This window comes from Oceanobacillus sp. CAU 1775, from assembly GCF_054482815.1.
This window is the reverse complement of record NZ_JBTLRO010000003.1, coordinates 322,826-344,889: the sequence shown is the minus strand read 5'-3', so window position 1 is coordinate 344,889 and position 22,064 is coordinate 322,826. Positions and strand designations below refer to the sequence as shown.

18 protein-coding genes are annotated in these 22,064 nt (G+C 35.5%); 4 read left to right on the top strand and 14 right to left on the bottom strand.

Annotated elements, in window-relative coordinates:
• Positions 1–436 precede the first annotated feature (436 nt).
• On the bottom strand, positions 437–2,086 hold the full coding sequence (locus ACXYMZ_RS07825; RefSeq protein WP_458947826.1) for an FAD-binding dehydrogenase: 1,650 nt from the start codon (positions 2,084–2,086) through the stop codon (positions 437–439).
• Between the two features lie 23 nt (positions 2,087–2,109).
• A complete protein-coding gene (locus tag ACXYMZ_RS07820; RefSeq protein ID WP_458947825.1) occupies positions 2,110–3,042 on the bottom strand; it encodes an alpha/beta hydrolase fold domain-containing protein in 933 nt (310 codons plus the stop codon).
• Positions 3,043–3,230: 188 nt separating this feature from the next.
• Between ACXYMZ_RS07820 and ACXYMZ_RS07815 the strand changes: the two genes are divergently transcribed.
• Both ACXYMZ_RS07815 and ACXYMZ_RS07810 read left to right on the top strand, forming a co-directional pair.
• Complete coding sequence (locus ACXYMZ_RS07815; protein WP_458947824.1) at positions 3,231–4,499, top strand: alcohol acetyltransferase; 1,269 nt, start codon at positions 3,231–3,233, stop codon at positions 4,497–4,499.
• On the top strand, positions 4,483–5,220 hold the full coding sequence (locus ACXYMZ_RS07810; RefSeq protein ID WP_458947823.1) for a DUF6320 domain-containing protein: 738 nt from the start codon (positions 4,483–4,485) through the stop codon (positions 5,218–5,220). The genes ACXYMZ_RS07815 and ACXYMZ_RS07810 overlap by 17 nt, the downstream gene beginning before the upstream one ends.
• Positions 5,221–5,331: 111 nt before the next feature.
• Here the strand turns inward: ACXYMZ_RS07810 and ACXYMZ_RS07805 are convergent, their stop codons facing one another.
• The 8 genes from ACXYMZ_RS07805 to ACXYMZ_RS07770 all read right to left on the bottom strand — a co-directional run bounded on the left by ACXYMZ_RS07805 (position 5,332) and on the right by ACXYMZ_RS07770 (position 14,659).
• Positions 5,332–6,282, bottom strand: a complete 951-nt coding sequence (locus ACXYMZ_RS07805) for a hydroxymethylglutaryl-CoA lyase (protein ID WP_458947822.1) — start codon at positions 6,280–6,282, stop codon at positions 5,332–5,334.
• A 68-nt stretch (positions 6,283–6,350) separates the two neighbouring features.
• Entirely contained in the window at positions 6,351–8,099 is a 1,749-nt protein-coding gene (locus tag ACXYMZ_RS07800) for a thiamine pyrophosphate-binding protein (protein ID WP_458947821.1), read from the bottom strand.
• Positions 8,100–8,196: 97 nt separating this feature from the next.
• Positions 8,197–9,186 carry a zinc-dependent alcohol dehydrogenase gene (locus ACXYMZ_RS07795; protein ID WP_458947820.1) on the bottom strand — a complete coding sequence of 330 codons (990 nt, stop codon included), beginning with the start codon at positions 9,184–9,186 and terminating at the stop codon, positions 8,197–8,199.
• 71 nt (positions 9,187–9,257) lie between these two features.
• Positions 9,258–10,073 carry a sugar phosphate isomerase/epimerase family protein gene (locus tag ACXYMZ_RS07790; protein WP_458947819.1) on the bottom strand — a complete coding sequence of 272 codons (816 nt, stop codon included), beginning with the start codon at positions 10,071–10,073 and terminating at the stop codon, positions 9,258–9,260.
• A 79-nt stretch (positions 10,074–10,152) separates the two neighbouring features.
• Positions 10,153–11,577: an aldehyde dehydrogenase family protein gene (locus ACXYMZ_RS07785; RefSeq protein WP_458947818.1), complete on the bottom strand. Its 1,425-nt coding sequence runs from the start codon at positions 11,575–11,577 to the stop codon at positions 10,153–10,155.
• Positions 11,578–11,742: 165 nt separating this feature from the next.
• Entirely contained in the window at positions 11,743–12,798 is a 1,056-nt protein-coding gene (locus ACXYMZ_RS07780) for a TRAP transporter substrate-binding protein (RefSeq protein WP_458947817.1), read from the bottom strand.
• Between the two features lie 89 nt (positions 12,799–12,887).
• The gene (locus tag ACXYMZ_RS07775) at positions 12,888–14,162 is read right to left on the bottom strand and encodes a TRAP transporter large permease (RefSeq protein ID WP_458947816.1); all 1,275 of its coding nucleotides are present in this window, start codon (positions 14,160–14,162) and stop codon (positions 12,888–12,890) included.
• Positions 14,162–14,659, bottom strand: coding sequence for a TRAP transporter small permease (locus tag ACXYMZ_RS07770; protein WP_458947815.1), 498 nt, complete (start codon positions 14,657–14,659; stop codon positions 14,162–14,164). The genes ACXYMZ_RS07775 and ACXYMZ_RS07770 overlap by 1 nt, the downstream gene beginning before the upstream one ends.
• Positions 14,660–15,211: 552 nt before the next feature.
• On the opposite strand from ACXYMZ_RS07770, the gene ACXYMZ_RS07765 reads away from it, so the two are divergent.
• Positions 15,212–16,564: a hypothetical protein gene (locus ACXYMZ_RS07765; protein WP_458947814.1), complete on the top strand. Its 1,353-nt coding sequence runs from the start codon at positions 15,212–15,214 to the stop codon at positions 16,562–16,564.
• A 42-nt stretch (positions 16,565–16,606) separates the two neighbouring features.
• Positions 16,607–17,623, top strand: a complete 1,017-nt coding sequence (locus tag ACXYMZ_RS07760) for a LacI family DNA-binding transcriptional regulator (RefSeq protein WP_458947813.1) — start codon at positions 16,607–16,609, stop codon at positions 17,621–17,623.
• A 34-nt stretch (positions 17,624–17,657) separates the two neighbouring features.
• Here ACXYMZ_RS07760 and ACXYMZ_RS07755 read toward each other — a convergent pair whose 3' ends face one another.
• From ACXYMZ_RS07755 to ACXYMZ_RS07740, 4 genes are all read right to left on the bottom strand, one after another.
• Positions 17,658–18,596, bottom strand: coding sequence for a cation diffusion facilitator family transporter (locus ACXYMZ_RS07755; RefSeq protein ID WP_458947812.1), 939 nt, complete (start codon positions 18,594–18,596; stop codon positions 17,658–17,660).
• A 24-nt stretch (positions 18,597–18,620) separates the two neighbouring features.
• Positions 18,621–18,947: an ArsR/SmtB family transcription factor gene (locus ACXYMZ_RS07750; protein ID WP_458947811.1), complete on the bottom strand. Its 327-nt coding sequence runs from the start codon at positions 18,945–18,947 to the stop codon at positions 18,621–18,623.
• 489 nt (positions 18,948–19,436) lie between these two features.
• Entirely contained in the window at positions 19,437–19,643 is a 207-nt protein-coding gene (gene copZ, locus ACXYMZ_RS07745) for a copper chaperone CopZ (protein ID WP_458947810.1), read from the bottom strand.
• A gap of 31 nt (positions 19,644–19,674) precedes the next feature.
• Positions 19,675–22,059: a heavy metal translocating P-type ATPase gene (locus ACXYMZ_RS07740; RefSeq protein ID WP_458947809.1), complete on the bottom strand. Its 2,385-nt coding sequence runs from the start codon at positions 22,057–22,059 to the stop codon at positions 19,675–19,677.
• Positions 22,060–22,064: the final 5 nt, after the last annotated feature.

The following is a 22,064-nucleotide window of genomic DNA, read 5'->3' as shown; positions in this document are numbered from 1 at the left end:
ATTTTGGGAACAAAACTTTCTATCCAATTCCTAACTTGTTCTTTTGTTGGTTCCAAATTAACAGTCATTATATATTTTTCTCCTTTACTCTGGTTTTTCTTATTCAACTATCCTGCCCCGTTAGCTTAAGTGTAAAGCTTCACAATCCCTGCAATATTTTCACTTACATTTTAATATAAAATTTAAACCCTTTTGTTTTTCATAGTAATTCACATATTAAATCACAGGAAAATTATAAGATGGAGATATTTATTTCTGTTACTGCGAAAATGGTTGTTATATTCTATTTGAATTTGGAACCAAGCGCCGACTAGTTTTTATATAACAATAAAAATTTCGCCGTGAATTCTATTGTGGATGTCACTAAGATATTATTTACAAATAGCTTGTTTGCACCTCTGAGGTAAACCCATTAACATGCAGTAAAGAAGTTCTTTTAGTTATTAGCAATCGAACGGCCAACTACCCGTCCAGTAAATAGACAACCTCCTAGAAAGGTCCCTTCCAGTGCTCGGTAGCCATGAACGCCTCCACCGCCAAATCCAGAAACTTCTCCTGCTGCATATAATCCTGGTACAGGATTTCCACTTTCATTTAGCACTCTTCCATCCAAATCTGTTTGTAACCCACCAAGTGTTTTACGACTTAAAATGTTCAACCTTACCGCAATTAATGGACCATTCTTCGGATCTAGTATTTTATGAGGTTTGGCTACGCGAACTAATTTATCTCCTAAATAGTTTCTTGCACCTCTTAGTGCTGTCACTTGTAAGTCCTTCGTAAACTTATTATCTAAGGAACGATCTCTTGCTAAAATTTGTTCTTCAATATTTGCTGCATCTAAGAGATGGTCACCTGATAAATGATTCATTTTTTCAACAAGATCATTGATTGTATCAGCAATAATAAAATCTTCACCATGATCCAGGAAAGCTTGTACAGGATCAGGTACGGATTTTAAAGCTCTTTCAACCACTTTACGAATGCTTTTTCCAGTCAAGTCAGGATTTTGTTCGGAACCAGAAAGGGCAAATTCCTTTTCAATTATTTTATGGGAAAGAATAAACCAAGAATAATCATAGCCTATCTTTTGAATAGCTTCTAATGTTGAAAGGGTATCAAAACCCGGATAGTTTGGCGCTTGAAATCTTTTCCCAGTTGCATCAAACCACATAGAAGATGGTCCTGGAAGAATACGAATTCCATGGCGATTCCAGATAGGGGACCAGTTTTTTATTCCTTCTGTATAATGCCACATGCGGTCTCGGTTGACGATTCTTCCTCCAGCTTGTTCTGTAATTTCAAGCATCCTACCGTCTACATGAGCTGGGACTCCTGAAATCATTCGTTTTGGAGCATTACCAAGACGACTTGGCCAATTTTTACGAATCAAATCAAAGTTAGCACCAATTCCACCGCTAGAAACGACAACATTTGGAGCCAAGAATTCAAATTTATCAATCACCTCTCGATTACTCGCCTCACCACGCTTTGCTTTACTTGGAGCTAGCTTTGAACCTGTAACGCCAATAACCGCTCCATCTCTAGTGAGTAATTGATCTACCATATGACGCGGACGGTAATCTACATTCCCGTTTTCTATATGCTCTCTTACACGCTTTTCAAATGGAGCGACAATTCCTGGACCTGTGCCCCAAACAATATGAAAGCGCGGGACAGAATTTCCATGTCCGTTTGCTAGTCGTCCACCTCTTTCTGCCCAACCAACGACAGGGAAAAAACGCACGCCCATTTCTCTTAACCATTGTCTTTTCTCTGTTGCAGCAAATTCAAGATAAGCCTCTGCCCATTTTTTACCCCAGTAGTCTTCATCATTTTCTCGGTCAAACCCTGCAGATCCGAACCAATCCTGTCTTGCTAAATCTATGGAATCCTTAATTTTCATTCGCCTTTGTTCTGGTGAATCTATTAGAAATAATCCGCCAAATGACCACCATGCCTGTCCGCCTAGTGATGCTTCTGGTTCTTGATCTAGTAATAATACCTTTTTACCTGAATCAGCAATTTCTGCTGTTGCTGTCAACCCTGCAAGACCTGCCCCAATTACAATAACATCATAGTTCATTGCATTTTCTCCCTCGGTACTTTTTAAATTTTTTTCTTTTTATTAAGTTCCTTAACTACTTCTACGAAAGCTTGTTTTGATTCTGGGAAATTAAATATTGGATAAACATGTAACATTTTTGGTGCTTCAATATAGGTAACATCAATGCCCTGTTCTTTTGTGATTTCTATAAACTTTCTAGCGTCAGCCACAAGCAAGTCATGGGTTCCCATCATTAAGGTTAAGTCTCCCAGTCCATGCAAATCGCCATAAATCGGACTAACTTTCGGATCTTTCGTATCAATATCTCCAGCGTACATTTTTCCTACTTCTACAAGTCCAGTTTTCACAAGAAACAAATCATCTTCCTCAAATTTTTCAATAGCTGGATTAGTAAGAGATACGTCCAACCAAGGAGAAATCATAACAATTTTCTCCGGTTGTTGAAGCTCCGTATCTTTTATTATTTGCGCTAAAACGAGTGCAAGGCCACCACCAGCTGAATCTCCCATTAAAATAATCTCCGATGACTTATCTATTGTTTGTAATTGAAGCTCATAAAGTTCCAACGTGAATTTAATGGTATCTTTATATGTATGCTCAGGAGCTAAGGGATAAAGCGGAATAATGATAACACAATTTAATTCCTGCATTAACTTCCCTAAGAAATTCCAGTGATACTTACTAATCCGATGAACATAAGCACCACCATGAGTATAATAAATAAACTTATTACTCGTTTTAGTAAAAGGACGTAACTCATAAAAATGAAAACCATCTATATTTTTCTTTTCTATTTTCATATGTTTTTTCAATCTGTTAGGTGGCTCATAACTTAATAATCTTCTTGTTGCTATTGCCTTTAATAAATCATCGCCTGTTTTATCCCAAAATGCTTTTCTTCGGAAGATTTTTAGTATCAGCTTAAATCCTTTGCTTCTTAAACTTTCTTTTGAAACATTATCAACTGTTTTCATCATTTTCTCCTCATTTTAGCCAGTGATTTCTTTTACAATCACTACCTAATTATACTTCGACAAATATCTATGTTTTACCTTCTTTTAATTTGGTAAAAGTATTCTATAAACGGCATTTTACTTACCTATCTTTAGCAGTTTCATTATGATACAATTACTTAACAATCACGCGGAAAGGACTGATATCAATGCGGACGAACGATGCTTGGTATAAATTAGATAACGCAGGAAAATTATATTCTTCTCTCATCTCTTCGCGTGCAACTACTTTATTTCGACTATCTGCAACATTAAACTCTCCAATTGATCCTGTCCACCTGCAGCATGCGTTGGAATCAACTTTAGATAGATTCCCCTTTTTAAGAGTTCAACTAAAACAAGGATTCTTTTGGCACTATTTCGAAGGAACAAAACACTTTCCTAAAGTTGAAAAAGAAAAGTATTATCCGTGTATGAGTTTATCCATTAAAAAAAAGGGGTCTTTTCCTTATCGTATCTACTATTATAATAATCGCATCGCACTGGAATTATCACACAGTATTACAGATGGTACAGGAGGATTAAAGTTTTTAAATGAACTTGTGAAACAATACTTGCATTTAAAAGAGGGAGTTCCAATTGAAAAAGAGGTTGTCAGTGAGCAGCAATTAGAATTAGAAACAGAAAATGCCTTTAGAAAATATTATGATAAAAGTATTCCTGCTCCAAATATAATTTCCGGAAAATCATTTAAACTCCCACTACCTTTGGATAAAAAGGGGTATTATCATATTGTCACAGGTATTATTTCCATCCAAGCAATAAAAGAAAAAGCTAAAGAATATCAGGTTTCGATTACGGTTTTACTTACAGCTATTTATATTCAAAGCCTACTCAGAATTCAGGAAAGAACATCTAGACGCAAAAGGCCAATCGTGATCAATGTACCTGTTAATATGCGGACATTTTTCGAAAGTGAAACAATGCGAAATTTCTTTATAAGTATTACACCATCTATAGATGCTAGGCTTGGGGAATATACATTTGAAGAGATTCTTCAAGAAGTTAGTATTGAATTTAGCAGGTTATTAACACCGAAAAAACTGAAACAATATTTAAAACGTAGTGTAATTAGTGAGCAATCAATTGTTTTACGTTTTATGCCATCTCCAATCAAGGATATCGTAGCTCCTTCGATTTATTCCTTTTTTGGAGAAGGCCAATATACAAGCGGACTTTCTAATCTAGGAATCGTTAAGCTGCCTAGTGAACTTGAAAAGTATGTAGAAAGAATTGAATGCTATCCACCACCAAGTATTGGAAATAAGGTAAAAGCAATTATCATTAGTTATCAAGATAATATGTGTATTTCTTTTGGTAGTATCTCTCGAGATCGAATGTTAGAGCGCGAATTTTTTACAAGCATTCGAGAATTAGGTGTTGAAGTTATGATAGAAACAAATGATGGGGAGAATTAAGATGGCCTATTGTCCAAAATGTGGAGTCAAAGTGGAATGGGACAACCACCCTTGCCCTCTTTGTGGCTTCCATATTCCAAAAATAAATGAAGAAAAAGAAGTAACATTGCGCATAAGAAAATTCCCGAAAACAACGAACCCTTATCCGGCTTACATGAGGAGAGTATTGAATCGAATTTTTATCTTCCTCAGTTTATTGGTATTTGTCGCGGTCAGTCTCATGTTCTATGTGGACTATGAATTAAATAATTCGTTCACATGGTCAAGGTATAGTAATTTAAGTGTGCTCTCTGGACTGGTTCTCATTTACTTTTCGTTCGGTTATGTCCAAAATTATTACAAAATCATCATTGGAATCGGTGCAAATGCACTCCTGTTATTATTTGGTTTGGATATTTTCGATGGAAGCTTAGATTGGTTTATTCCACTCGCATTCCCGATTGTTACTGGAACGACAGTAATTGCTATTGGTTATTGGAGTGTCGTTAGAGCTTTATCTGTTCGAGGTTTCAATGTTATTGGTTCTCTCTTCATGGCATTAGTCATTTTGGCCATGTGGATAAACTTCTTTATTCAAAATTACCAAAGCGATACAAACCTATGGACTTGGATTATCGTTACTGTACTTCAGCTAATCCCTTTATTATTAATTATGCTTTACGTGAAATATGGCTTACCAGTGCGAATCAAAAAGAAAATTGCTAGGAAGTTTCATTTGTGATTTGTTTATTCGATTAGATATTTAGAATAAAATCTATATAAAAAACCGTATAATCCAACAACTTCTATTATGGTTGGATTATACGGCACAATTGCTTTATCTTAACTGTTTCTACCCCATTTTTTGCTGACCAGTTGGCTTCGTGTGAAGATTCGCAGATGGACCAGCTGTTAACATATAGCTATCACCGCTTACCCCTGCAGTCTTTCGTACGTCTTTTGCAGTTTCAATTAATCTACCTAAATCAATCCCTGTTTCTACACCCATCTCATCCAACATGTGAACAAGATCTTCTGTAGCCACATTTCCAGTTGCGTTAGGCAAATAAGGACAACCACCTATTCCACCTATAGAACTATCATACATAGTCACACCTTGTTGTAATGCAGAAAAGATATTGGCTAAAGCCATACCTCTTGTATTATGAAAATGCATGGAAAATTCTATATTAGGAAATTCCTCTTTTACAATTGCTAAGGTGTTATAGACTTGTTTAGGTTGTGCCATTCCTGTTGAATCAGCAAGCGAGATTTCAGTTACCCCAGCGTCCTTATATCGTTTAATAATATCTATTAATCGTTCAACTGGTACTACACCCTCAAATGAACAGCCAAATGCAACAGAAATAGATCCCATCACTTCAATATTATTTTTTGTTGCATACTCAAAAATAGGTGTTAATTGATTTTGTGCATCAACAACCTTTGCATTCGCATTTGAAAGGCTGTGAGAATCAGTTGCAGATAGCATGGTTTTTAACTTTTTGATTCCAACTCCATATGCTCGTTCTGCTCCACGCAAGTTAGGTACGAGTGCACGTAGATTAATACCTTCTAATTCATCGATCGTAGCCTTCACTACTTCTTCTGCATCTTTCAATTGCGGAATTGCTTTCGGATGAACAAAGGAAGTGATTTCAATTGATTTTATACCGGTTTTTGCAATCCCACGTACAATTCCTACTTTATCATCTGTTGGAATCCATTTTTCAATCGATTGTAATCCATCGCGAGGAGCAACTTCACATATAGTTACCTCTTTGGGTAAATGAATCTCTTTCATTAATAGTATCCTCCCTTCTAAGGAACCATAGAATTTTAAAAATTTAAGTGTTTAGCTATGAAAAATACTTATTCAACACTTACATGATGCACCTTTTTATCAGGTGAATATATATCCATGATGTTCCAATGTCCATCTGTCGGAACTGGATTATTAATCATAGGAACGTCAATTACGACTGGTTTATTTAGTTTAATCGCTTTTTCAATAGCAGGTTTTAATTCAGATGCAGCTTCAATTTTGATACCTTCAACACCATATGCTCTAGCAATTGCCGCAAAATCAGGTGACTTATCAAAAACAGTTCCGAACGTCGTATCATAGTGCGCTTTTTGCAAACCGGCAATTGTACCAAAGGAAGAGTTGTTCATAATAATCCATATAACTGGTATATTTTCTTCAACTGCTGTTGCTAAAAGTGCAGGATTTTGTCCAAATCCACCATCTCCAACAAGAGAAATAACAACTTTATCTGGATCAGCTATTTTAGCTCCCATTGCTGCTGGTGCACCAAAGCCCATTGTAGCAAATCCACCAGGTGTTAAAATACTTCCTGCTTCGTATATCGGGAACTGCTGTCCAACTCCATTTTTATTCCAACCAACATCTGTGGTAATGTAATAGTCTTTCGGAATGACAGCCTCTAAATCCGCTAAAATACGTTGGGGTAATAGTGGGAAGCTATCATCATTTCTTACTTCCATATTACTTTCTTTAAACGCTCGACGGTTTTCAAGAATTTCTTTCTTAATCTGCTCATTTGTTTTACCTTCTGAATAGAGCTCTTTTGCTACGCGATTTAATACTTTGAGTGCTTGCTTTAAATCGGCAACAACTCCAATCTCTGCTGGGTAGTTTCGGCCAATTTCACTTGCATCAATATCAATATGGATAAGTTTTGTGTTTGGAATATCAAATGTATATTCAGATTCCCATGAGCTACTATCAGCTTCTGCAAATTGAGTTCCTAATGCTAATATTAGATCTGCAGTTCTACATTTTTCATTAATGAATTTCGTTCCCCAAAATCCTGTCATACCTAGTGTTAAATCACTATCATCAGAGACAACACCTTTACCCATTAAAGAATGAGCAACAGGAATATCAAAATGTGCATTAAACGCTCTTAATTCCTCCGCAGCATCAGCTAGAATAACTCCACCTCCAGCATAAATTACTGGTCTTTCAGCTTGAACCAATTTCTCAATAATTTCTCTTGCTAGTTCGTCATCAATCGAAGGTTTACTTAGCGAACGTGTATGAGCTTTCACTTTCTCAAATGAATCAGATTCGATCTCTTTTGAAAAAATATCCATTGGCACAGATACTAAAACAGGGCCAGGCCGACCAGATTCTGCAAGTTGAAATGCTTTCTCCATAATTTCTGGCATTAAATCTGGACGATCAACGCGCCATGTACGTTTTACAAATGGACGATATATTTCATGCTGTGCCGCATCAGCATGTAAATTCACTTCCTGGTGTGGGTGTTTTCCGTAAAAGTGACTTGGAATATCACCTGCAATGACTACCATAGGAATGGAATCGAGTGCTGCATTGGCAACACCAGTAGCTGCGTTTGTTAAACCAGGTCCAAGATGACTTAATAAAACTGCTGTTTTCTTTTTTACACGTGCATAGCCATCAGCCATATGTGCAGCGATTTGCTCATGTCTAACATTAACAAACTTTATAGAACTATTTTCTAACTGGGAGAGAAATGCTATATTTGTATGACCGCATAATCCAAAAATATGTTCTACTCCTCTATCCTCCAGATAATCTACCAGTAAATTTGAAACTAACTTTTTCGTCAATGTATTACCTCCTAATTATCATTCGTAGGTTAATCAACTGAATTTACATACTTGGGTTTTCTAATTTAAGTTTCTATTTGGAAATTTGTCGATATAATTATTCAAAGTCTAATATTATTTTTCTATAATCTCCTGAGACAGCCATTTGATAAGCTTCTTCATAGTCTTTTACATTAACAACTTTAGAAATTATTGATTCTACTCGAAAATTATCATCTAATAAGTAGTTAATACTCGTTTCAAAATCCTGAGGTGCTTGATAAATAATCGATCCCTTTATTGTAATTTCTTTTCGAACAATCTTTACAACAGAGACTTCAGCAAGTTGTGGAAAGCCAACGGAAACAACACATCCAGTAGGTTTCACTATGTCAATACATTGTGTAAATGATTCAGCGGTTCCCGCAACTTCCATTACAATATCATAGTAGTCTTCTTTCACATCTTTAGGCAAAGCAACATGCACATCTGGATAATGTTTTTTAACTTTTATTAACTTTTTATTATTTATATCGATTGCTGTTACTTTTGCACCCAAGTACGTAGCTAATGCTATTGCAAGCATTCCCTCCGTTCCACAACCAATTATGGCTATTGATGCGTCTTTGATTAAACGAATTTTTTTAAATGCATGGACAATGACGGCTAGAGGTTCAACTAAAATTGCCCTTTCATTAACTAACGCCTCGGGAACTTTTATCACATATTTATCTTCAACAATCAGCGTTTCGGAAAAACCTCCGTTAATATTAATACCTAATGATTGTTTTTCAGGACAAACATTCGTTTTTCCTTCAAGACAATACTCACATTTCCCACAATAGGTATTAGGTTGAACCACTACGCGATCTCCGACTTTTACTTTTGCTTTCTCCCCCACCTCTGTGACTTCCCCCAAGACTTCATGTCCTGGAACGACGGGGTAATTTGCATGTGCTAATTTCCCTTTATAAACTGCTGTATCAGAACCACATATTCCACCTAATTTAACGTTAATTTTTACCTCTTGATCTTCTAGGCTTTCTTTAAGTGGTACTGTATCCCAAATGATTTTTCCAGGGCTAACCATATATAATCCATTTACCATCCTATCACCATCCATACTTTAAAAACTCTTAACATATTTCTAATTATTATCGCTTATCTATATTTATTTTTTTACAAATCATGTTGTTCAAAATAACTCTTTGCAAACTGTAAGCATTGTCTAGCAAACTCTTCATTTCCTAACTCTCGTGAAAGTTTTATGTTAGGCAATTCTAGTGAATATGGTATTTTCGGTATGTTTTTTATGATACTTGCAACATCTATACCACCTTCGCCTAGATATAAGCGTTCTTCTCTTATAATTCTTAACATTTCTTCTCTTGAACTAGGAATTTGACCAATTGCATCACAAATATGCATATAACGAAACCACTCTTTTGGTACACGCTGGAGATCAGTTATATTATCTTGGGCTCTATCAAAATGATGAGTATCTATCATTAATCCAGCATTCTCTTTATTAACAGTTTCTAATATTTCAATCGATTCTTTTAGGTTTATAACAGATGCGATCGGCACATATTCTAATTCAACTGTTAAATCATAATGTTTCGCAAGATCACAAAGCTCTGCGAATTTTTCAGTAGCGTAGCTTTTGTCATCCGACCAAATACTACTTAAAATATGTCTTCCACCTAATTCAGCTGCAACTTCCATTGCAGGTTCATAATTTTTAGGATCCACGCCATCGAATATTTTTGCTAATTCGATATCGAGTACCTTAATACCTGTTTCAGTTAATGCTTGCTTTGTTTCTCTTAACATTTGTCTATTAGACGCTAAATCATAATTTGGTTCCCCTGGCAGTCCCATATTTATGACGCGAAAACCAACATAATCATAACCTGCCTTAGCGGCAAGATAAGTCATCTCAGGTGGAGTTGAGTCTAAAACAGTCAGATGAGCTAATGAAAATTCATTTGACATAAAATCCTCCGTTCTCTTTAGATCGATCTAAATAATGATAAATAAAATAGATAATTACACTTGTTATTCATTTAGTTGATCATCGTTCTAATACTGGATCATAAAATTCACCAAATAAAACTTCATCAGATGGTCTATCTTCTGGAATTTTTTCAGAAACCCAAGTTACGTTCATATAATGTTTTAAATTTACATTCTCAGAAACTATATTTCCACCCCAAGTTCCACAACCCAGACTTGAAGTCATTGGCATTCCATTATCAAATGCTCCTGCATTTGCTTTTGATTGTGGTTGGCGAACCATTATTCTACTTACTGGTGCCGCAAGCGCTAAACGATGAATGTTATCATCATTATAGGAATAGATTCCACAAGAGTGTCCTTTTCCACCAACTTCATAAATAGCACGCATCATATCTAATGCATTTTCAAAGTCACCTTCATATTTATAAACTGCCATTAGTGTTGTCAATTTCTCACCAGAAAACGGATGCTCCTTACCAATATCAGTGGCTTCTACTATAATAAATTTACGATCATCCGGAATTTCAAAACCAGCTTTAAGAGCTAGTTTCTGTGGAGATATTGCTACAGAATCAGCTAAACGAGTTCCTTCTTCATTCCACATGATATTACGCAACTGTGATTTTTCCTCTTCGTTCGCTAGATATCCTCCAACTTTTATTAATTCATTTAACATATTAGAGTAAATTTTGTCAGATATAATAAGATTTCCATCTGCAGAACAACCAGAGCCAAAATCCGAAGTTTTACTTAACATCGAATTTAGTGCAGCTTCTTCAATATCAGCTGTTTCATCAATAACCATCGTTGAATTTCCTGCTCCAACACCATACGCAGGTGTGCCTGAACTATATGCACTTTCAACCATCGCTTTACCACCTGTTGCAAGCACAAGGTCAGCTCTTGCCATCAGCGCTCTTGTCATTGGAATATTAACGTTCACTAAACATTGAACGAGATCTGCTGGAGCACCTTCCTTTTCTAAGGCTTCGCGCATTAACTTTACGGTCTCAAACGATGTGTTTTTGGAACGAGGATGTGGAGAGAAAATTAATGCATTTCTTGCTTTCAATCCATATATTGCTGAACCTGCAGGAGTTAAATCTGGATTTGTAGTTGGTACAATTGAAGCAATAATTCCAACTGGTTTCGCATATTTTTTAATCCCTTTTTCAGGTATCTCTTCTATTAACCCAACACTTTTTTGCCTTAGTGCATCCCTGAGAATTCCACGAATTTTAAAACGTTTATTCATACGGCTTTTCATATCTCCTAGACCGCTTTCTTCTATTCCCATTTCTGTCAGTCGAGTAAAGGTACTTTTATTAGAAACGGCCCAAGCAACAGCCTGACATAAACGATCAAGTTTTTCTTGATCATATTGCTCTATTATTTGTTGAGCTTTTCTTGCTTTTTCAAATGCTTGATCTAATTCTTCTTTCTGAATTGAAGTTAACTCTGTAGGTCTCTTGGTTGACAATATTATTCCCTCCTATATTTAACCCATTTACTAAAAAATTGAAGTATAATTATTCATGAAATAACCTGCTCCAAGGATATACTTCTCTCTTTTAAGCCGTATATCCCAGAGCAAAATCTAATTAATTGTATATAGGTTTATACTACAAATTCATCATTAGTTATGTTATTGATTTGCTTCTTCCATCAACTGGTCGACAAGATCTGCACCGATTTCATCTCTATATTTATCAATTACTGGCTTCGCTTTATCTACCCATTCCTGTCTTTCTTCAGGTGATAATTCTTTTACCGTCATTCCAGCTTCAACTAATTGTGCTTTAAATTCAGCATCTTCTTTAGACTTTTCTTCTCTTTGGAAATCTCTTGCTTCTTCAGCAGCCTCTTTAATAGCACTTTGTTCTTCTGAAGTTAAGCCCTCGTACCATTCTTTATTAACTAAGAATGGATTTACCCCTATTAAATGCTCTGTTTCAGTTACATAACTTTGAACTTCATTGAAGTTTGCCGCAGAAATTACACTATAAGGATTCTCTTGCCCATCAACTACACCTTGTTGTAGCGCAGAGAACAATTCTGCAAAAGCCATTCCAGTAGGTGAAGCCCCTAATTCTGTCCATAAGTCTAATTGAATTTCATTTTCTAATGTTCTTATTTTCAATCCATTTAGATCATCAGGACTAGAAATTTCTCCACCATCATTCGTTAAGTTTCTAATTCCACTCTCCCAGAATCCGAATCCAATAATTCCAATATCCTCTAGATCTTCTAAAGTCGCTTGTCCTAATGGGCCATCTAGTATTCTATGAGAGTCTTCTCTCGTAGGAAATACAAATGGTAGAGACCATAAATTAAAGGATGGAGCGAAGTTTGCCATAACTGCAGACCCAATAGGACCACCTTGCATTGTTCCTAATTGAATACCTTCAATGATATCTCGTTCTCCACCTAATTGGCTGTCTGGGAAAACTTCTACCTCTATTGATCCATTCGTTTTCTCCTCAACTAATTCTTTAAACTTATACATTGCTTTACCCATGGCAACGTCTGGTTTGTCCGTTGAACCAATTTTCATTATTGTTGCATCTCCAGAAGTTTCAGTTCCTTCTTCAGCTGATGCATCTGGTGTAGCTGCTGTTTCAGTAGCATCCCCATCATCGTCTCCACATGCTGCTAGAAATAAAATCAATGCCAACAAACTAACGAATAAAATTTTCTTCATTCTTTTACACCCCTTCTTTTATTTGAATATATTTTGAAAGATTAATAGAGAATAACTCTACTAATCAAATTCAACAGGTAACAGAATTTCTACTTTATTAATTCAGGTAACCATAAAGATAATTGTGGAACATAACTTAAGATAAGAATATTTATAATCATTACTGCCACAAATATTGACGTGTATTTCATCAATCTTTCAATTGATATATTTGCCACCTGACTCACCATAAATAGATTTACTCCAAATGGTGGAGTGATCATTCCCATCGCTAAGTTAACAATCATTATAATTCCAAAGTGAACTGGGTCAATTCCATATGATATTGCTACTGGCACTAATATTGGTGCAATTATTAAAATCGCTGCACCGGAATCAAAGAACATTCCGACAATAAACAGCAAAACATTAATAATAAGTAAGAAGATTATTGGATTACTTGATACTTCTCCAAACCAAGTAGCTGCAGCTTGAGGTACCATATCACTTGTTAAAATCCAACTGAATAATCCAGCATTTGCAATGATAATTAATATGATCGAACTTGTTAATGCTGCATCATAGAATACTTTTGGTAGATCTTTCCACTTCATTTCTTTATAAACAAATAAACTAATAATTAATGCATATACACAAGCAACAACTGCTGATTCAGTTGGCGTAAAGATCCCTAAATATATTCCACCTAATATAATAATCGGCATTAACAATGCTAAAATTGCATCTTTAAATGATACAAATATTTCTCTAAACTCTATCTTTCCTTCACCTGAATATCCTTTTATTTTGGATACAACAAACACAATAATCATGAAAGAAATTCCAATCATTATCCCTGGCACAATTCCCGCAAAAAACATATCTTTAATCGATACTCCTGCGGCTACACCATACAAAATTAGCGGAATACTAGGTGGAATGATAACCCCTAACTCTCCTGCAGCTGCGACGGTAGAAGAGGAAAAACCTTTATCATACCCCTTTGCGACCATTGCAGGAATCATAATTGCACCAATTGCAGCTACTGTAGCAACACCTGAGCCCGATAAAGAAGCAAAAAACATACATGCTACTACAGCCGCCATTCCCAATCCTCCAGTCATTGATGCAACTAAAGAATATGCGAAATCAACAAGCCTTTTGGATATACCACCTACCTCCATTAATTTACCAGCTAGTATAAAAAACAGTACAGCTAATAATGTGAATGAATCAATTGATGTAAAGAGTCTTTGTATGATGACTGTAGGAGATGTGCCTTCCAAGAAAACCATGATTGTAGATGAAAGACCTACTGATACAGCTACTGGAACACTAAGTAATAAGAAAATCATAAATGAAATAAACAATAAAAATGGACCCATTAAATGACTTCCTCCCCAGTACCTGTTTTCTCTCCTTCTATCCAGACGACGAAAACATTTAATAACATAATGAGACTCCCTATAGGTATTGCTGCATATGGAATCGACATTGGTATTTTCATACTTGAAGATTTCTGTGGATGAACAATAGTAAGTAATTCCCAACTGTAAATTAATATAATGACACAAAATGCTATTGTTAATAATGTTGCTAATCCACGAAGTCCTCTCTCAACGAGATGAGGGAGTTTTATTAAGTTAAATACAAAATCTAATCGAATTAACTTAGAGTACCTTACTGCTAAACCTGCTCCTAAAAATGTAATCCATACTAGCAAATACCTTACCAATTCATCTGACCATGGAAGTGGTGCACTAAAGAAATAACGTGCAACAATTTGCCATGTCATAACGACGAGCGCAACAGAAATAAATGTACCTAACAGAATTTTTATAATGAAATTTAATCCATCCATCACTTTGATTACTGGCTTCACTTTTAACACTCCTAACCTTATAAACATTAATAATAGCTTTTCTTTCTAATTTAAGAAGTTCCTTGATACCCCCTAACAAGTTAACCATAAATGAAAACTTCTAATTAAATCATCTCATTTGATAATATAGAACAATCTTGTTACTTACAATTACGGTAGTGATAGAGTTGCGCTAGCATTTTAAAGATCAAAATTATCCTTACTGGTAATCTTAATTGTCAGAAATTATATCGATCTAATTTTTGGATCTAACTATTCAATCTCATTAATATTCTAGTATTATATTGTTATTATTAGTACTGATAATTATGTAAGAATTTATTATTCGTTTAATTAGATCGATCTACTTTTAAGCAGTAGTTGATATATCCAGAATTATAAATTAGAATGAAAGCGTTGTCAACAATAATTTTATGAATTGTGTAAATAATTTATTATTTATTTCAAAAAATATAGTATTAACAAGGAAAGATGGTACTATTGTATTTAAATCAAGTAATACATTTATCGGCTTAAATTTTGGATCGATCTAATCAAAAGGAGATATTCTATATGTTCCGAAGCTACTTATATTTATTTGTGATCATACTATTTTTATTATCCATTTTCTTACCACATCAGATAGTTTTATATGCAGTAGGAATTTTTGCAAACCTCGCTGTTGTCATATCAATTTATTATGCAAGAGGATTATATCTCTATTCTGGGATTGCATTTTATATAATTGGATTTATCCTTTTTATAAATAATGACCTTTCTTGGTATGATTACTTTTTACAATTCGATAGCATGCTTGGCATACTTGCACTATTTCTATTTCTTCCATTTCTAAATTCCCTGATTCTTGTTGGTCGCTATGACAAGCATTTGGCATCCTTGCTTCAATTCAGAGTTAATCATGTGGGTGATTTGTATAAGCGCAGTATTTACACGAGTCATATCCTTGGTCTATTCTTGAATATTGCAACCATACCTTTATTATTACAATCCTTAAAAAGTTCTTTAGCCTCGTTTCCTACGAACTTTGGTAATAGATTTTATGCAAAAGTATTATTAAGAGGGTATGCATTATGTTTAGTATGGAGTCCTATGGAAATTATGGTTATACAATCCCTAGATATTACGGGCAAAAGTTATTTTGTTGTTTTTCCTTTTCTAGTCTTATTTGCAATGATCTTCTTATATTTAGATTCAAAAATTCATAGTAATAAACTTAGCCATATACCACTTGTTCAAACTAGTGTTTCAGTAACATTAGACACTATTCTATCGAAAATAAAAGAATTATTTATTCTACTCTTAGTGCTGGTCTCAGCGGTTACTTTTCTTGGTTACATATTCGACATAAGTTATTTGATTTCGTTAGTATTATTACTTTTTCCAATTTCACTTATTTGGTCCCTTCGCCTCGGTAAAATGAAGCGTTATCTTATTCATAGTATGAACCATTGGAAGTTTAAATCTAAAGGATTAGCTAATCACTTTTGTATGTTTATAAGTGCTGGCTTTTTTGTAAATATGTTAGCTGAGACAAAATTGCTACAACTTTTACAAAACTTTTTTATTCAAATATCAGAACAGACTTTATTATTATTTTGTTTTATAGGATTATATTTCTTTCTGATTTCATTTGTCGGGTTTCATCCATTAGTATCAATCATTCTCTTAGCTGAAATTTTACAGCCAGTTTTATTAGACATTTCCAGTATCTCTGTTTCAATTGTTCTCATTACATGTAGTTTGAGTAGTGTATTATATAGCCCTTTTAATCTATCTGTCTCTATCTTAGCTAGTGAAATTAAAGTAAATCCTTACCGGGTAGGTCTATGGAATATTCCATTTGCATTACTTTTTATAGCAACCTCAATATTTTTCGCCTATACTATACATATTATACAATTTTAATAACGAACGATCATTATTTGTAGAAAAGGAGGCTATCATATTATGAAAAAACCACCACAACGTAGAGTTACATTACAAGATGTAGCTAATCATGCTGGTGTGTCGCGTGCTACTGCATCACTTATTGTAAGAAATAGCCCGAAAGTTGCAGATAAAACCAAAGAAAAAGTGTTGAAATCTATGAAAGAACTAGGTTATGTCTACGATCGTGTTGCAGCAAATCTACGTTCTCAAAGTTCATCGACAATCGGAATTATTATCACTGATGTAGGTAATACCTTTTATGCTCAATTTTTACTTGGGGTCCATCAGGAACTAGAAAAATATGGTTATACTGTTTTACTAGGAACTACTTTTGACTCGTTAAAAAACCAGGATAGACTAATTTCTACAATGTTAGAAAATAGAGTTGGCGGTATTTTATTATGTCCGGTTTCAACTAGTTCAACTGAAACGGTTGAACGAATCGAAAAACTTGATCTACCTGTTGTTCTTAGTATTAGAGAACTCGCGAACCTTGACCGTGATTATGTTGGTCTTGATTATTATACGGGAGCTTATATGGCTGTAAATTACTTAATTGAAAAAAAAGGGCATAAAAGAATTGCATTTATAGGTGGTATTTCCGATTCATTACCATGGCTTGATAGAATGGATGGTTATGCAGGCGCACATGAAAATGCCGGATTGACAGTTGACCATTCACTTGTCTTAGAAAGTTCTCCAACAAGGGATGGTGGGCTAATTGCAATCGAGGAGATTATGAATCAGCCAGATCCACCACAGGCAATTTTCTGTTTTAATGATTTAACTGCTTTTGGAGCAATTTTTGGTCTGCGAAAAATGGGATTAAAACCTGGAGTTGATATTGATGTTATTGGATTCGATAATATTCCTGAAACGGAAATTTCCTATCCACCACTAACCACAATATCATCGTTCGCACAAAAATCTGGTCAAGAAGCGGCACTTTTGCTTCACAAACGGATTACAGAGCCTAATCGTAAAAAGGAAAAGGTAGTTATTGAACCAGAATTAGTTATTCGGGAATCATCTTAAATTGTATTAAAAAAATAAGAAACACCCCCAATTTTTATTCATGAGGGTGTTTCTTAATTTTCTCTCTACACAATAACGTATCTTCATGCGGATGATCACTTGTTTCAAATTGAATCGTCACATGGCCGATATTTTTTTGTTTCATGTCTTGCTCAATTTTCCTTAAAATCTTTTGGCTTTCCAAAATAGAAATTTCTTCCTCCACGACTACATGACAAGAGAGTGCATTTTGCCCACTAGTTATACTCCAAACATGTAAGTCGTGGATGCTAATTACCTTTTGATTTGCTTCTATCAATTCCACAATTTCTTCGATATCAATGTCCTTTGGAGTACCCTCCATCAATACGTGCACAGATTCTTTTGTCACTCGCCAGCCGCTAATCAAAATAAGTACAGCTACAATTATACTTGCTAACGGATCAGCCCACGCCCAGCCAAAGAATATAATGAGTAATGCTGCAGTTACTGCCCCTACTGAACCGAGTAAATCCCCGAGAACATGTAGAAAAGCCGCGCGCATATTCAAATTTCCTTCTGTGTCACCTTTACTCATCAAGAGCCATGCTACAAAAATATTGACTAACAATCCAATAACAGCAATGATTAGCATGCCATATGAAGCAACCTCTGGTGGATCTTGAAAACGTTTAAAAGCCTCATAGAAAATAAATCCTGATATCAACACGAGTGTAACACCATTAAAAACAGCAGCAAGAATTTCAAAGCGTTTATATCCATATGTTTTACTATAGTTGGCGGCTCTCTCTCCTAATGTAAAGGCAAGCAATGCAACTCCAAGGGAAATAGCATCACTTAACATATGCCCAGCATCCGATAATAACGCCAGACTATTTGTGAGAACACCACCCATAGCTTCGACAATCATAAAAACAGTTATAACAATAAAACTAATAAATAATGCTTTTTTATTTGCGCCATGTGTATGGTCATGTGAGTGATCGTGGCCCATTCAGATACCCCCTAGATGTATATATTAGTAATGTGAAGCATGCTCGATTGTCTGCTCTAAGATATTTAATACATGTTCGTCATCATGTGAATAATATAAAGTTGTGCCATCGCGTCGATATTTTACCAAGCGAAGATTTTTTAGAAAGCGTAATTGGTGAGAGACGGTGGATTGTTTTAAATTCAATCGCTCTGCAATACAGTTTACAGAATGCTCTTCTTTAAATAATAAGTGTAAAATTCTAATTCTCGTTGGATCTCCGAGAGCTTTAAAAGTCTGTGAAACAATGAATAACGTTTCTTCATCTAAATCAGTATTATTGGTGATAGGATTTTGGTTCGTATCATTCATTTGAATACAAACTCCTTTTATAAGTTATTTTTCTTATATGTATATATTAGTATATACTCATATATTAACAACGTGACGATTAGCTGTCAATTCTCGTGAGGGTAATTGTGAACTTCGGGTTTTTCTGTGTCCATTTCGGGATATTTTGTGAAGACTTCGGGAAAAGTTGTGTCCACTTCGGCATATTCTGTGACAACTTCAGCATTCCGCAAAATACCACACAAAAACCCATCAAAAAAAGCCAGCTCCAACAATAATGGAAGCTAGCTTTAACATTTAGCTATCTAAACAACATCTTAACTGAAAGCAATTGTGAACTTCAGGCTTTTATGTGTCCAATTCGGGATATTTTGTGAACACTTCGGGGAAAGTTGTGTCCACTTCGGCATATTCTGTGACAACTTCAGCATTCCGCAAAATACCACACAAAACACCATCAAAAAAAGCCAGCTCCAACAATAATGGAAGCTAGCTTTAAAATTAATCTATCTAAACTACATCATAACCTTGATCTTCAACTGTTTCTTTCATATCATTTAAAGAAACTTTTGCCTCATCGTATGTTACTTCGACTTTTCCAGTTTCAAGATTCACTTCGGCAGTTGATACACCTTCAATTCCTTTTAGTGCGCCCTCTACTGACATCTTGCAATGTCCACAAGTCATTCCTTGTACTTCTAGATTAGTTGTTTGCATAAAAATCACCTCTCTTTTTCTACATTTTAGTTTATATTTTCACGCGCTTCAAGCGAAGTGCGTTGGTAACTACACTTACAGAACTTAATGCCATTGCAGCTCCTGCCACCCATGGCGCGAGTAAGCCAACTGCGGCAATTGGGATTCCTGCTGTATTGTAACCAAAAGCCCAGAATAAATTTTGACGAATATTCCTAATGGTTGCGTGACTAATTTTAATTGCTCGGGGGATAAGTAATAATTCCCCTCCTAGTATCGTAACATCCGCTGCTTCAATCGCAACTTCTGTACCCGTACCAATTGCAATCCCAATGTCAGCAATTGCTAGAGCAGGTGCGTCATTCACACCATCTCCGACCATTCCGACTTTTTTGCCTTGAGCTTGTAATTCTTTAATTTTGTCTGCTTTTTCTTCTGGTAAAACTTCTGCAATTATTTCAGTGATGCCTGCTTGTTTTGCGATTGCTTGTGCAGTTCGTTCATTATCGCCCGTTAACATGACAACTTGTAAGCCTTGATCTTTCAGCTGTTTAATTGCCTCGGCAGCTGTTTCTTTAATCGTATCAGCTACAGCGACAATACCACTAAATTGTCCATCTACTGCTATGAGCATGGCTGTTTTTCCATCTGTTTCATATTGAATCATTGTATCTTCATGGTCTCCAACGGAAATCCCGTGATCACGCATGAGCTTTCTATTTCCTACAAGAATATTTTTACCTGAAATTTCTGCTTGGATACCATGACCAGGTATAGCTGTGAAATCATTTACCTCTAAAAGCTCAATATCTAATTCTGTAGCATATGCGACAATTGCTTCTGCCAGCGGATGTTCAGAACCCTTCTCTGCAGTTGCTAAAAGCTGTAGCGTTTCATTGTCACCTGTGAAATCTGTAACTTCAGGTTTTCCTTTTGTAATCGTTCCTGTTTTATCTAAAACAATTGTGTTTAATTCATGGGTGCGTTCTAAATGCTCGCCACCTTTAAAAAGAATTCCACTTTCAGCTGCTCTACCCGTTCCAACCATAATAGATGTTGGTGTAGCAAGTCCCAATGCACATGGACAAGCAATTACAAGGACTGCAACTGATGCAAGAAGAGCATATTCCATTTGACCTGGCTGGACAAAAAGAATCCAGATAGCAAATGTTAGAGCTGCAATCACTACGACAATCGGAACAAAGTAACTCGAAATGACGTCAGCTAAACGCTGAATTGGAGCTTTTGATCCTTGTGCTTCTTCGACAATTTTTACAATCGAAGCAAGCGCTGTTTCCTTGCCAACCTTTGTTGCTTCCATTTCAATCGAACCATTTTTATTTATTGTTGATCCGATTACAGTCGCGTTAATATCTTTTTCAATTGGAATTGATTCCCCTGTGAGCATAGACTCATCAACTGCAGTTCTTCCTTTAACTACAATACCGTCTACAGGTATTTTCTCACCAGGTTTTACTACTAAGCGGTCACCAACAGTTACATCTTCCACAGGAATCATTGTCTCGACCCCATCTATTAGCACTCTTGCTTCTTTTGCTTGAAGATTAAGTAAGGATGACAGTGCGCTTGATGTCTGGCTTTTCGCTCTTGTTTCTAAATATTTTCCGAATAAAATTAACGTAATAATAACAGCACTCGTCTCATAATACAAATGAGGTTCATATGCTGGATTTCCAATAGTCATAAATCCTTCGTATAAACTATAGAAAAATGCAGCGCTCGTCCCTAGTGCTACAAGGACATCCATATTTGCTCCACCATTCCGCAAGCTTCTATATGCTCCCGTGTAGAATTGCCAACCTATAATAAATTGTACCGGAGCTGCCAGCGCGAACTGGAACCATGGATTCATAAAGATAGCTGGAATTTCTATATTAAATAAATGAACAAGCATCGTTATTAGCAAAGGTGCTGTTAATAGAGAAGAAACGATTAACTTTGTTTTCATTGTTTTTAATTCTTTTTCTTTATACGTTTCTTTTTCTTCACTTTCTACTTTTGGCTTTGCATCGTAACCCATGTTTTTAATTTTTTCAATCATTGCATCGATATCGATGATGCCTGGGTTGTACTCAATAGACGCACTCTCAGTAGCGAGATTTACGCTTGCAACTTTAACACCTTCTTGTTTATTTAAAACCTTTTCAATCCTACTTGAACATGCTGAACAAGTCATACCAAAAACATCAAGATTCGCTTGGTCTAATACAACACCATAACCAATATTTTCAATGCGTTTGGTAATATCATCTATCGAAGTAACATTTTCATCATAATCAATTGTAGCTTTTTCAGTTGTTAAGTTAACTTGTGCTTCTACGCCGTCCATTTTATTCAACGACTTTTCAACTCTGGTTGAACATGCAGCACAAGTCATACCCGTTACACCTATTGTTGTATGTGTTTTGTTACTCATTATAA